Annotated in this window: 11 protein-coding genes; 6 read left to right on the plus strand and 5 right to left on the minus strand. The window is 52.9% G+C overall.

All coding sequences use genetic code 11. The features are described 5' to 3' along the window. The first annotated feature begins 263 nt into the window (after window positions 1-263). The 5 genes from B5D23_RS00115 (at window position 264) to B5D23_RS00135 (ending at window position 5,240) form a co-directional block, all read left to right on the plus strand. Window positions 264-1,640: an MATE family efflux transporter gene (locus B5D23_RS00115; protein WP_078683360.1), complete on the plus strand. Its 1,377-nt coding sequence runs from the start codon at window positions 264-266 to the stop codon at window positions 1,638-1,640. 44 nt (window positions 1,641-1,684) lie between these two features. Continuing rightward, window positions 1,685-2,566, plus strand: a complete 882-nt coding sequence (locus B5D23_RS00120) for a DUF2156 domain-containing protein (protein ID WP_078683361.1) — start codon at window positions 1,685-1,687, stop codon at window positions 2,564-2,566. Window positions 2,567-2,596: 30 nt separating this feature from the next. Then, complete coding sequence (locus B5D23_RS00125; RefSeq protein WP_078683362.1) at window positions 2,597-3,817, plus strand: ABC transporter permease; 1,221 nt, start codon at window positions 2,597-2,599, stop codon at window positions 3,815-3,817. Window positions 3,818-4,444: 627 nt separating this feature from the next. Then, the gene (locus tag B5D23_RS00130; protein ID WP_078683363.1) at window positions 4,445-4,855 is read left to right on the plus strand and encodes an Hsp20/alpha crystallin family protein; all 411 of its coding nucleotides are present in this window, start codon (window positions 4,445-4,447) and stop codon (window positions 4,853-4,855) included. A gap of 16 nt (window positions 4,856-4,871) precedes the next feature. Further along, complete coding sequence (locus tag B5D23_RS00135; RefSeq protein WP_078683364.1) at window positions 4,872-5,240, plus strand: Hsp20/alpha crystallin family protein; 369 nt, start codon at window positions 4,872-4,874, stop codon at window positions 5,238-5,240. A gap of 236 nt (window positions 5,241-5,476) precedes the next feature. Here B5D23_RS00135 and B5D23_RS00140 read toward each other — a convergent pair whose 3' ends face one another. From B5D23_RS00140 to B5D23_RS00160, 5 genes are read right to left on the minus strand one after another with little or no spacing between them, the layout of a single operon-like run. Continuing rightward, window positions 5,477-6,553 (minus strand): protein-tyrosine phosphatase family protein, encoded by a 1,077-nt coding sequence (locus tag B5D23_RS00140; RefSeq protein WP_078683365.1) that lies wholly within the window; start codon window positions 6,551-6,553, stop codon window positions 5,477-5,479. A gap of 18 nt (window positions 6,554-6,571) precedes the next feature. Continuing rightward, on the minus strand, window positions 6,572-9,067 hold the full coding sequence (locus B5D23_RS00145; RefSeq protein ID WP_078683366.1) for a PEP/pyruvate-binding domain-containing protein: 2,496 nt from the start codon (window positions 9,065-9,067) through the stop codon (window positions 6,572-6,574). A gap of 6 nt (window positions 9,068-9,073) precedes the next feature. Continuing rightward, a complete protein-coding gene (locus tag B5D23_RS00150; RefSeq protein WP_078683367.1) occupies window positions 9,074-9,451 on the minus strand; it encodes a response regulator in 378 nt (125 codons plus the stop codon). Next, window positions 9,439-11,673, minus strand: a complete 2,235-nt coding sequence (locus B5D23_RS00155) for an ATP-binding protein (RefSeq protein WP_200803608.1) — start codon at window positions 11,671-11,673, stop codon at window positions 9,439-9,441. Before B5D23_RS00155 ends, B5D23_RS00150 begins: the two co-directional genes overlap by 13 nt. Before the next feature lie 19 nt (window positions 11,674-11,692). Further along, window positions 11,693-12,625, minus strand: coding sequence for a phosphate/phosphite/phosphonate ABC transporter substrate-binding protein (locus tag B5D23_RS00160; protein WP_078683368.1), 933 nt, complete (start codon window positions 12,623-12,625; stop codon window positions 11,693-11,695). A 315-nt stretch (window positions 12,626-12,940) separates the two neighbouring features. On the opposite strand from B5D23_RS00160, the gene groES reads away from it, so the two are divergent. Then, on the plus strand, window positions 12,941-13,231 hold the full coding sequence (gene groES / locus B5D23_RS00165; RefSeq protein WP_078683369.1) for a co-chaperone GroES: 291 nt from the start codon (window positions 12,941-12,943) through the stop codon (window positions 13,229-13,231). Window positions 13,232-13,262 lie beyond the last annotated feature (31 nt).

The following is a 13,262-nucleotide window of genomic DNA, read 5'->3' on the forward strand; positions in this document are numbered from 1 at the left end:
CGCGTGTTTTTTGCCCTGTTCACCCGTTTTTCTTTCTGAACGCAAGCGTTCAGAAAGAAAATGGTGGCAACTCGCAGAAGAGAAAGAAGCTCTCGACGTTATGCCCAACAAGTTTGAATTTCATTCACGCGAAGCGTGGAGGGAATTCAAACTCGCTGAGGATACGTAAGGGAATCATTCCCTTACGCGGGGTCCGGGGCTGGCCCCGGTTCATTCTTTTTCTTCTCCTTTTTCTTCTTTTTTTTAACACATAGAAAAAATATATGCCGACAGAGAAAGCGTCCTACAGGGCGATATGGAATTTATCGTGGCCGCAGATACTGATGATGTTCTTCCACTTCTGGGTGGGGTTCATTGATGTGTACGTTGCGGGGAAGCTGAACCGCGAGGTGCAGGCGTCGCTGGGGCTTATCACGAACTGTCTTTTTTTCTTGCTGATTATAGCGCAGAGCGTTGCGAATGGTGCTGTTGCGGCGGTAAGTCAGTCAATGGGGGCGGAGCTGAAGCGCCGAGCGCAGCGCTACATTGGGCTGTGTATGGAGCTGGCGCTTCTGGGTGGCGTTGCCATCATGGGTGTTGGGCTGCTGTTCCGGGATGAGCTGCTGCTTCTGCTACAGGTACCGCCAGAGATTCAGTCAATTACGAGCGAATTTTTGGGTGTCTACGCACTGCTTCTGCCGAGTTATTATTTGCTGCTTATAACGAATGCGGTGTTCCGGGCGCGCAAGGAAGTGATGCTTCCGCTTTTTGCCATGATTTTGATAACCGTGGTGAACACTGCGGCGGATTTTGGCCTTGGCCTGGGGATGTGGGGTTTGCCCAGAATGGGCTACCGTGGGCTTGCCTGGGCGACGTTCTGGTCTGTTATGGCAGGCTCGGCGCTGAACCTGTTTCAGATATGGCGCAAGGGGCTGCTCACGAGCGAGACATTTCCTCCAATGCGCTGGATACGGAGTGCGCTGCCATACCTGTATAAGGTCGCGTGGCCTGCCGGGCTGATGCAGGTCTTGTGGCAAACGGGCTACCTTGTACTCTTTGCCATTGTAGCGCGGCTACCCGTGGAAAACATTTCTGCTCTGGCAGGCATGACTGTTGGGCTTCGGGTCGAGGCGGTTCTTTTTTTGCCGGGCGTGGCGTTTAACATGACGGCGAGTGTGCTGGTGGGCAATGCGCTTGGCGCGGGGAATCCTGATCTGGCGCGCCGCTATGGTTTTCAGGTTTGGGGCGTTGGTGTTGTTGGAATGAGCCTCGTCACGATGATCGTGTGGCAGTATATTCCTGAGCTGTGTCGATTCATGACGCCTGATCTGGCCGTGCAGCCACAAATGGCGGATTATCTTTTTTATAATTTGATTGCCATTCCCTTTACACTGACCAGTATTATCATTGGCGGAGCACTCAACGGTGCTGGCGCGACGTGGTATCCTATGTGGATATTTGGCTTCACTGTCTGGTGTTTTCGGCTGCCAATGGCGTGGTACCTTGGGCACGAGATTATGCAGTCATCCACTGGTGTGTGGATATCACAGCTGAGTTCACAGGTTGTTCAGGCCGCATTGCTGCTGGGCGTTTTTGCCTATGGAAATTGGCAGCGTTTTGGGCTTATGAGCAAAAGAAAGAAAAATGGGAAGAGTGCCTAACGCTAGGCCTTGATGAATATTCACGAGCTGAGAACGGAGGAAACATGGACCCTGTTTTTGAACCGGTGTCGCTTGCGCGGCAGGAAGACTACCGAAAACGCTTTGCACGCTGTCCGCAAAAGGCGTCTGACTACAGCTTTGTGAATCTGTGGGGATGGGCCGAAGAATATGGTCTTGAGTGGTACTTTGGCCCAAAGCTGACGTGGATACGTCAGACTCGTCCCGAAACGGTTTATTGGGCACCGATTGGCCCGTGGGAAGAAGTCGACTGGGATGCGTGCCCACTGACAAAAGATCTGAGTTCCGCGTACATTCGAGTGCCAGAGACCCTGATGGGGATGTGGAAAGAGCACTTTGGGGAACGCATTCAGATTGAAGAGGCGCGCGAGCACTGGGACTATCTTTATGATGTGCAGGAGCTTTGCGAGTTGCGCGGAAAACGTTTCCATAAGAAAAAGAATCTGCTCAACCAGTTTCGGAAGGCGTACGATTATCACTACCACTCCATGACCCCGGACTGCGTTGAGGCCGCTCTTGATATGCAGTCGGAGTGGATGGCATGGCGTGATGAGGAGTCTCAGCAGACCTTGGCTGCAGAGAATCATGCTATTTCACGCGTTCTCAAGAGCTGGGATGCCTTGTGTGGTGTCTTTGGTGGTGTGATCGAAGTGGAGGGCAAGCAGGCCGCGTACACGGTTGCAGAATGCCTTTCTGATGATCAGCTTGTGATTCATTTTGAAAAAGGACACACCAACTTTAAGGGCGTGTATCAGGCCATTAACCATATGTTTCTTTCTGAGGATGCACCGGGCTACGACGTGGTGAACCGGGAGCAGGATCTTGGTGACCCCGGTCTGCGAAAGGCCAAGGAATCATACAATCCTGTTGGGTATCTCAAGAAGTTTCGGGTGAAATTTATTTCGTAACTCCATCTCTCTGAGCACAAGGAAGGCCCCATGCATTTGAGTTTGCGTATCGCCCTGAGTTCTCTTCGAACCCACAAGCTGCGGACCATACTCGCGATGCTTGGGGTCTTTTTAGGTGCGCTCGCCCTCACCGGAGTGCAGCACATGTCTACAGCGATGGTCCGCAAGGCCGAAGTCGAGATTGAAAAGCTTGGTCCGGATCTTTTTATGGCTCGATCAGGGCGCATTCGCTGGCGGCGCAGTGGGGCAAAAGTCAAGAATACCGCCTCAAATTTTACCATTGCCGATGCCAAAGCGCTTGAGAATGGTATGCCTTCAGCGCTTTCTGCTGCGCCCTTTACGCAGGCAACCATGCAGGTGCATGCCGGTGCAACAAAGATCCCCAGTGTACTTATTGGCAGTACTCCTGCCTTTGAATTTATTCGCAATGCCACACCTCGCATAGGCCGTTTTTTCAATGAGCAGGAGCTTGAAACTCGCGCGATGGTTTGTGTGCTCGGGTCCAAGATTGCGGGACGTCTTTTTGGCTCGCCAGATCTCGCCCTTGGCAAAACTGTTCTCTATTATCGGGCACGGCTTCGCGTCATTGGTGTGATGCCCGCACGTGGTGGCGACATTGTTGGAACCGATCAGGATGAGCAGGTTTTTGTGCCTCTCTCAACCTACATGCGGCGCATGGCCAACGTCGACAACATTACCGGCGTATACATTCAGCTTGCCAAGGGTTCAGACTTTGAAGCCGCGAAGCAGCAGGCAACGCGCATTCTTCGTTACAGGCATCGGATCAAGGTCGGGCAACTTGATGATTTTGCCGTGCTCACTGCTCGTGACACGATTTCTCTTCAGACACAGGCTCTCGACCTCGTGAGTGTTTTGGGGCTGCTCAGCTCCACCGTGTCTTTTGCCGTTGGCGGTCTCGGCATTCTTTCCATTATGATTCTTCTCGTTCGCTCTCGGCGTATGGAAATTGGCATTCGGCGCGCCGTGGGTGCCCGCCGCTCTGACATTATTTTTCAGTTTCTTCTTGAAGCAGGTGTCCTCTCTGGCGTCGGCGGCTTCTTTGGCGTTCTTGTCGCCCTCCTTCTTGTCTCTTTTGTCTACGTTGTCGGCGGATTCCCTTTTGTATATCGCCCCATTCTTATGGTGGGCATTTTGCTTGGTTCTGTCCTTCTCGGTGTGCTCGCTGGCGTCTATCCCGCGTGGCAGGCCTCGCGTTACGAGGTTCTCGATATTTTACGCAGCGAAGGCTAGCTAGGTGAGTGGGGGGAGAGTTGGAGCGGGTGGGTGAGGAAGATTGGGGGCCTGCCCCAGCACGTTAGTGCTGGATGGGCGGGTGGGGGAAGTTGGGGGCCTGCCCCCAAACCCCCGCGTAAGGGAATGATTCCCTTACGTATCCTCATCGAGTTTAAAAGCCGTGCAAGCTTCGCTTGCACGGCTTTTAAACTTGTTGGGCATAACGTCGAGAGCTTCTTTCTCTTTCCCGTGCGTTGCCACCATTTTCTTTCTGAACGCGAGCGTTCAGAAAGAAAATAAGTGCGGTCTGGAAAAGGCAGAAGAACACGCGTTAGGGAAACGCCCACTAGACCAAAATTAAAGGGCCGGATGTAAGGGAAAGCCAACGGCTTTCACACATCCGGCCCTTTAATTTTGGGCGAAAGCGGGATTCCCAAGGGCCTCGTCCTTGGGCGGGGTCAAGGGGCAGCGCCCCTTGCAGAGCACGAGACGGAGTCTCGTAAACCCAGCCCCTCAAAAAAAGTGAAGTCTGGAAAGTGTTGAATAGCGTGGGTTGATGCGAAAAGTTGAAAAAAATGAACGAGGTGATGTTGACAGTTTGGGAAGTGGAATTATTTTCTATTGCATCAAACGGAGGTGAAAGAAATGGTTATTGATTTTGGATCATTTTATGACTTTCCGCATGACATAGATGCGCTTTTTCAGGAGATGATGCGCCCGAATTCTTTTAGTCGGAGTCGAGCATCATATCCTCAGGTTAATATAAGTGAAGATTCAGATGCTCTTTACATTGATGCGCGTATGCCAGGCGTGAAACTTGAAGACATAGATCTCGAAGTTACAGAGAATGATCTTGTTTTGAAGGGAGAGCGCAAGGCAGAGGAGGCGAAATACTATCGCCAGGAGCGCGGTTCTGGTCAGTTCCAGAGAGTATTCCATCTTTCGTCTCGGGTTGACCATGATGGTGTAAAGGCAACGCTTCGCAACGGTATTCTTGAGATTGTTTTGCCCAAGGCAGAAGCAGTTAAGCCCCGCAAGATTGCGATTTCGGCATAAAAAGGAGGTTCATGAAATGTCTCAGGATGTAGCAAGAACTGAAGAGCGCTCTTTTGAGCGTGTGATTCCGAATGCTGACGTCGTCGTGCGGGAAGACGGCTGGCACATAGTGCTGGACATGCCGGGCGTGAGCAAAGACGAGCTGGTGATTGATTTGCAGGACCGCGATTTGCGGGTGCAGGGCAAGAGTAGCTGTGGAGACTGCGGCGAAAGGTCCTGCCTGCGGCATGAGTTTGCACCAGTGGAATATGTCAGAAGTTTTTCGCTGTCTGATGAAATTGATAGGGCGAAGATTACGGCCAACTTCGAAAACGGTGTTCTGGATGTGCATCTGCCAGAGGCAGAGAGTGCCAAGCCGCGCAAGATTGAGATCCAGACTGCCTAGCCCTGATGTGTATTGCGCTACACAGTAGCGTTCAAATATACGGTGTGGCTCCAGCCAGCATTCGTCCTTCCCTACTTTGCTGGAGCCATGCCCCTCAAAATTTGTAACGATAATACCGAGCAGAAGAACGACAGGAAGACTCCTCAAGAGCTACGGGATTGCCCGCCCAAGGCTCAGTGAATGCTCCCCTCCATCCCCCCATGAAAGCCCGTTCCATTGTGGAGCGGGCTTTTGTTTTATTCTGTTTCTGTGGGCTTGGGGAGCAGATGGAAAAAGGTCTGTACGAAGCGCCCAGAGATGACAGAGGGCAGGGCAAAGCGGAGTTCCTCGCCTTCGATGAACCGGGAGCTGAGCGCGAGAAAGAGGCTCTCGGAAATGGGCGCGACGCGCTTGTGCGTTTTGCTGATAAACTGATCTGTCTCGTAGCCTTCGGGGAGATCGAAAACGCGACATGCGAGCGGACGATGGGCAAAGATGCGACATTCGCCAAGCTCGTTGAGTGGGCAAAGAATTTTTTTTGCGGTGTAGGCTGCGCGAAGTTCGGGTCCGATGCTGGCACTTTGCCCGTCATGATAGCCGAGCTTGCGAAGAAAGCTAAAGGCACCTGTTGCGCGGGTGATGGCAGATTCTCGTTCGGGCTGGCTGAGAGTGGTGTTGATGGCGTGGTGAACGTAGACGGTTTCGATGAGGGAGAGGGAAAGTGGGCGATAGCAGCAGCGACTGTGCCCAGCACCGCAGTGGAGTTCGACACCGTGGGCCGTGAGCCGCTCGTTGACTGAGGCGACAACGGCTTCGTAGTCCCGAAAGAAGGGGCCGAGGTCGACGTCGGGCTGAATTTCAATAGATGGTTCGCGAATGGTGAGGGTGTTTTCCTTTTTGCCGTAGCGACGGACAAAGCGCCACTGCTGAAAGTTCTGTGGCTTGGCCCGGAGCGGCCTAAGAATGCGGGCGGCCTGCGCATGGCTGAGACCACGGCGCAGAAGATAGGCGTTGAGGACAGTGCCTGTGCGGCCGATGCCGTGGCGACAGTGGATGAGCACCCGTTTGCCCAGATAAATAGCCTCGTCGAGCCATTCGAGAGCCTTTTCGAGACCTTCAAGGTCTGGGCTTTGCTCGTCCGGGATGGGAAAATAATACACGTCAAAACCGTGGTCTGCTTCGATCCAGTGCAGGTCACAAAATTCATCACAAAGATTGAGAATGGCGTCGACCCCATGTGATTTGACGGCATCAAGCATGGGGTAGGACATGGGAGCACCACCAACGGCGAGATGCGACGTGACCCATGTCAGGGGGTAGAGGGGTTTTGCCATACGACTCCTTGGACGTGCCTAGATTGAGTCCATAAACGAATCCACGAGTTCCTGAACCTGATCGTCTCCGGTGAGAACCATGTCCATCAGCCGGGTTTTTCCAAGAAGCGTTCCAAGAAGGGTAAGGTTCAGTTCCATTTGTGGCTGCGCACCACGCTGAAGGGATGCTTCGAGGAGTTCACCCGTGATGTGGACACTAAAGCCTGCATCGCTCAAGACTTTGTCCACAAAGGACAGGCGGAGCCGACGCTGTGAAATGTCTGCTCCGCCACCCATAAAGCGGAAATTGATGTAGTTCGAGTCGGGGTGCTGGGTGACCATCGAGTCAATGACCGCAAAGTGATAGCCAAAGCGAATCAGGGCGTGCATGTACTCATGCCCGACCAGAATGTAGCTGGAGAGTGTCTTTGATTTGAGACTCATCACTCCGGCACTGACACGGTCAAATTCTTCCCAGTCAAAGGCAAGAAGACTGCCGTCCCACTGAATGTCGGGATGATTTAGCCCTTCCCACAAAGCATTGAGACTGTCACTGGCAAAGTGGCAGGCCGTGACTTCGCGTTCATGCAGGGCCTGAGGCGTCAGCCCACCGCCAAGATCAATAATCCGTAAAACCAGAGGCAGGCCGCTTTGAAGAAGCTTGCCGCCAGAAAGTCCACGCTGGGATTTGTTGACGAGATTGAACATCTCGGTGACGGCGGTCTCGTGACAGAAACGCACGATGTCGTGCATGGTTCGACAGCCTGCGGGCGAAAAGTCTTCGGCTTCCGGGTCCGTGAGGTGCAGAGGCGAGACGTATTTCATGACGCGGTTCAGGCGGGCATGGAAGGGCGAGGACGGGGCTGTTTTGGATTGGGCGGCGTACTGCTCCAGCTCCTGAATGCTACCGGAATAGACGCGACCGTCTTCACCGTTGACCGTAACGGTTTCGCCATCCTTGAGAATACGGGTGGCAAACTTGGCGTTGACGACGACAGGAAGGCCAAATTCTCTGGCGACTGAGGCAAAGTGACTGGCGCTTGAGCCTGTGTCAGTCACAACGGCCGCAAGGTTTTCCATTACGCTGGCAAAGTTGGGAGAAAGCGTGTCTGCAACAAGGACAGCGCCTTGCGGAACAGTGTCGAGCGCAACGGTACTGCTTGGACGATATACCGTGCCGATGCCGATGCCCGCACTGGCAGGGACACCTTCGGCAATTGCCGGATGCGGAACATCAGGCAGTGCCTGTGGCACGCTCTGCTTTGTGTGGGAGCTTTGCAGCGGGCGACACTGAATAAGGAAAAGGGAACCCCAGCGGTCCATACACCACTCAATGTCCTGAGGCGCACCAAAGGCATTTTCCAAAAGCACACCCCAGCCGCCAAGGGTTCGGGCGTGGTCTTCGGTCAGGCTGATCTCGTCCACAGGCACATCTCCACTGATGACCTGTGGCGCTCCACCGCCTCGCTCGTGAAAGAGCACGGTGCTGGGGTCGTTGTGGTCGAGAGTTATAATTTCTGGCGAAGAGCTGCCATCCACAAGGGGGCGGGCCATTCCTTCGATGCTGTAGACTTGAAGAATATCTTTTTCTGGCACCGCAGGGTCGCGGGTGTAGAGCACTCCACTTGCGCGGGCGTCGATCATTTCCAGAACCAGCGCTGCCATTGGGGTTTGCATGTCCGGCATGCCGTAGCGCACGCGGTAGCTGATTGCCTTTGCAGAGTATTTGCTGGCGAGCACTTTTTTGTACGCATCCGAAAGGTCAGACAGCGAGACATTCAGCACGCTGTCATACTGCCCAGCAAAGGACGCTTCAGTGTCTTCTCCAACGGCGGAGGAACGGACTGCGAGCTGCACCATGCCACCCCGCGAGGAGGCAAGGGCAAGAGCGTGATCCCGATATTCCTGCTCGACGGCAGGGGGAACTGAGGCATCAAGAATGATGCGCTGGATTTCTTCGGCAATGTCCATGACAAAGCCCGGAGAATCCAGTGTAACCTTGGAGAGCAGTGTTTCGATCTGCGGGCGCAGCTCGTTGTACTCAATAAAATAGTGAAAGGCGTTGGTGGTGATGACAAAGCCCCCAGGGACGGGCAGGTCTTCCACCTCGGCAATGCTGGAAAGACGCGCGGCCTTGTGCCCCACAAGCTCAGGAGTCAGGTGGGCGTCGGCAAGCGTCATGGAATAGGGCGGGGCAAAGTCGAACTCAGGCGGCTCGGTCTGCATGGCAACATAGAACTCAATCTTGCGGCGGTAGTCCGGCAGATCAAGATAGTGGCCGGGGCGCATGCGCATAAGTTGCTGGGTCAGGGCCTCCACGTCAGCAGAGAGCGCCCGGGTGAGCATGGTGACGCGGTTCCAGTCGGCCGAAACCGTGCCATAGTACAGCTCTTCGAGTTCTGCGATGCGCTTGAGACAGTTGCGGTCCATTTCCAGAAGCTGTTTAAAGGCCTCGTATTTTTTCCGCAGGAGCGTTCCCGGTGCAAAAAGCTGATATGTCCAGTGTCTGAAAAGCTGTCTGAGTTCGAGGTTCATAGTGCCCTACACTTTCGCCAGTGCTTCGGCGACCTTTTCTTCCAGTTCTTCCTTGTCGATAGGCTTCACACAGTAATCAACGGCTCCGAGTTCCTGACAGCGGCGAGCTGTTTCCAGAGTCGGATAGCCTGTGAGCATGATGACTTTGACTTTCTTTGAAATGTTTTTGATTTCTTCCAGCACCTGAACACCAGTCATTTTTTTGAGCTTGATGTCTAAGATTGCGAGCTGGACAGGCTCCTTGCGGGCGTCTTCTTTTTTGATGAACGCAAGAGCTTCTTCCTCTTCGGTAAACGAATGGACCTCGTGCCCTTTTCGTTCAAGGATACGCCGAATTAAAATTCCGGCGTCCATAACATCGTCAAGAACAACTATTTTCGCCACGTCGTCGAGCCTCCTATGAAATATTCTCCATCCCGCGAGCGGACTTCTGTGATTTCAGGACATTCTTCATCGGGAAGTCCTTCCTTGGTCAGTGGCAGTTCAACCATGAACAGTGTGCCTAGTCCCGGAGGACGTGAATCTGGCACTTCTTCCTCATGACTAATAATGTAGTCAAGAGGTGCTGGGCTTATGGCGGATATGCGGCCGCCGTGATCGCTAATGATTCCAAAAGACAGGGCAAGGCCGAGTCCTGTACCTTTGCCAACAGGCTTGGTGGTAAAAAATGGGTCAAAGATGTTGTTTATGTCATGTTGCGAGACACCAGACCCGGTGTCTGCGACCGTGACCAGAACGCGCCGTCTGTGTGAGCACATCTTGGTCGTGACATAAATTCCCCCATCCGAGCCTATGGCGTCAAATGCATTATTGAGAAGATTCATCCAGACCTGTTTCAGCTTTTCCTTGTCGCCAGTAATTGGCATCACCGTGGGGTCAAAGTCGGTCTCAATGCGCACGCGCTCTTGCAGGAAAATCTGTTCCAGCAGGGAAATAACTTCTTCCAGACTTTCGTTGAGGTCCAGGGGCGCCATACTACTCTCAATGCGACGAGAGAAACCAAGCAGGTCAGCAACGATTTTTTTGCAGACTTTTGTCTGTTTCTCAATAGTTTTAAGGTCATGACTCAGCTGGCTGTCACCTGGCGTATCTTCAAGCAAAAGCTGGGCGTAGCCAAGAATGATTCCCAGAGGCGTGTTGATTTCGTGCGCGACGCCACCGGCGAGCTTACCGAGGTCTTCCATTTTTTGCGAATGGATGAGCCGCTCCTGATACTGCTTGATGATGGTAATGTCGCGGGCCGTATACAGCATACCAATATTTTCTTTGCCGATTTTTACCGGGACTTTAATCACGTGGAACCAGCGTTTCTGGTCGCCACTTCGAATAAGCTCCTGCTTGGAAATGGGCTTGCCAGTCAGCAGCACCTGTTTGTTTTCATGGTATGCGGCGTCGGCTTCATCTTCATCAAAGAGTTCGTAATTGCTGTGCCCCAGAAGGTCTTCTTCGTTGAGGTGGAAATAGGTGCAGAATGCCTTGTTGACCGTCATGTACTTGAAATCTGTGTCCAGCAGGCACATCAGGTCTGGGGTTACATCCAGAATGGTACGCAGCAGTTCGCGCTGGCGTTTGAGGTCATCCTGGGTTTGTTCCAGCTCTTCGATATGCGATTTGAGCGACATGGCCATGACGTCAAAGGTTTCTGCGAGACTCTGGATTTCGTCACCCATATTTTCGAGGTACACCGGGCAGGTGTGGCAGCTCATGAGTTTTTCCGGGTAGCTGTCCTCTTTGCACTGGGGGCAGAGTGTGCCAGCAAGGTACCAGCAGCGGCGCCGGTTGTCGCCGTAGGCGGGGCAGTCTTCCTGTCCGCATTGCTGGATGTCCCAGCAGTTGCGGTAGAGGCGTGGCCCTGTCTGCACATTGAGTTGCCCCTGCACCACGCTTTCTGCGCTTTTTCGCAGTGCGTTGAGCCGGGCCGAGACATTGCGGGAAAAAATGGTGCCGAGCAGAATGGCAACAACCATAACCGCGAAAGACACCAAGAAAATGGTCGAGACGACGTCTTTTTTGATTTCCTGCACGCGGGCCTGAGAAACACCAAGGCGAACCGAGCCAAAGACTTTTCCGTCGACCATGACAGGCGCTGCAAAGTCATAGATCCGGTGGCTGCCATCATCCAGAAGCTGGATGGAAATTTCTGTTTCTTTGGGGCTGTTTGCCGTGAGTAAATCAGTAGGGAATCCACCGTTAAAGGTGTGGACAAGGACGTTCCCCCGTTTGTCAGTCACAAAGGCATAGAGCGTAAAGTCAGAGAGTCGTTCGGCCCCGTCCACGAGGTTTTTGAGGCGCAGGAAGTCACTGGCGAGCAGGGGGTCCACGGCGCGGGAGGCCATATTCAGGACCATGCTACGGCCCCGGTCCCGGTTCTCTTCCAGCAGGCGGTCAACAGCAACCTGACTCACCAGAACCGCGGTCAGAATACTAAAGAAAATGATGACGCTGGAAATGCCAATATTGATTTTGTCTTTGAAGCGCATGCGGGCAATCTGGCGAATGCCGGGCAGGGGGCGTTCTCCGTATGGGTCAAAGCGCTGGTGCAAAAATGAGAGGACAGGGCGGAGTGCTCTGCCAAGTGTGCTTTCTTTATGAAAAAAGCTCTTCATGCCTGTTCCGTCGTTCCTTTTACTGGGCATCAACGCCAGTTTTGCGAATCAGCTCTCGTATGGAATTAAAATCACTGTCCTGTGCCGGAAGAATGCTGATGATTTTGGCGCGGCGCAGGATGTCTTTTTCTTCTGGGTTGTCCATGGAAAGGGAGGTCATGGCCTGGGAAATTTTGAGAACCACATCAGGATCAAGGCCTTTTCTGGCGGAGTAGACCCAGCCCGGATACCACGGAGTCGTGGCAAGTATCTTGATGCGGGTGGTATCGATGCTCTCGCGCATGATTTCAAGCGCTCCCTCGCGAATGGAACCAACACCATAGCGGCCGGAGTACACTCCGAGTACGACTTTTTCCTGTTTGCCGCCGGGGCCGGGAGCAAAAGCGATTTCTGCAAAGTCGTTTTTGCTGATGCCATGGTCGATGAAATACCCCAGTGCAAAGAGGTAGCCGCCAGCAGAGCTAGGATCGACTGCGATCCAGTGCTGACCTTTGACGTCTTCAATTTTTTGAATACTTGGATTGTCGGCCCGCACGATGATCTGCCCCCGGAAGTGGGTACCCTGATCTTCCTCTTCGGTTCTGGCAAAGGCTCGTGCGCCGTAGCGGTCTGCTATTTTGACATAAATAAATGGGTTGGAGAACGAAATATCAATCAGCCCTTCCTCGACCATTGTCATATGTTCGGCAAAGGTGTCCGGAAAGACCTGGCGGAAGCTGAGGCCCGTTGTTTTGGCAAGGTATTCAACAAGCTTATGGTGGCGTTTGTAGGAAACGCTATGTGAATACTGGGGCAGGTAGGCGTAGGTGATTTCGCGTTTGTCTTTTTGGAATGTGATTTCTTCCCGCCGGGAAAGATCAACCCGTTTTGCGGGTTCCTGATCCGAGCACGCAAAAAGGCTCAGGCTTACCATGCACAGGGCAATAGACAAAAATACTGTCTTGCGAATCATGGGTGATCCTCAGAAAAGACGTTCCCGGCGCAGGGGAGTCTGCCAGCCGCGGTGAAAACAGGGTATCGTTTTGATGGGGATTTGCAAACTATCGCAGGAGGCTTCTGCCTCTTTGTTGATTTTCTTGGTGAGTTTTCAAAAAAAATTGCTCTTGAGGTGTTGACTATCCGGGCTTCTGATTTACTTCTCTTGGCGTTGCCCCTCAAATGGGGTTTGCTTTTTACGTAATCTCGCTATAACTGCTGAACATCGTTTTGGCACTCACTTATTAACGAGTGCTGACAGCTGAAAAAATTCGCTAATGGAGGATTCCAAATGAAGCTGAAACCGTTGAACGATCGCGTTCTGGTCAAGCGCCTTGAGGGTGAGGAAGTTTCTGCCGGTGGTATCATCATTCCTGATACCGCTAAAGAGAAGCCTATGAAGGCTCAGGTTGTCGCTGTTGGTCCTGGCAAAAAGGACGAAGCTGGCAACGTTATCGCTATGAGCGTGAAAGAGGGCGACATGGTTCTCTTCAACAAGTACGCCGGTACCGAGATCAAAATCGAAGGCCAGGAGCACCTCGTCATGCGCGAGGAAGACATCTTGGCTATTATTGAAGCATAAATTTAGCGACTTCGAATATATTTCTTAAGGA

The organism is Desulfobaculum bizertense DSM 18034 (assembly GCF_900167065.1).
GTDB lineage: Bacteria > Desulfobacterota > Desulfovibrionia > Desulfovibrionales > Desulfovibrionaceae > Desulfobaculum > Desulfobaculum bizertense.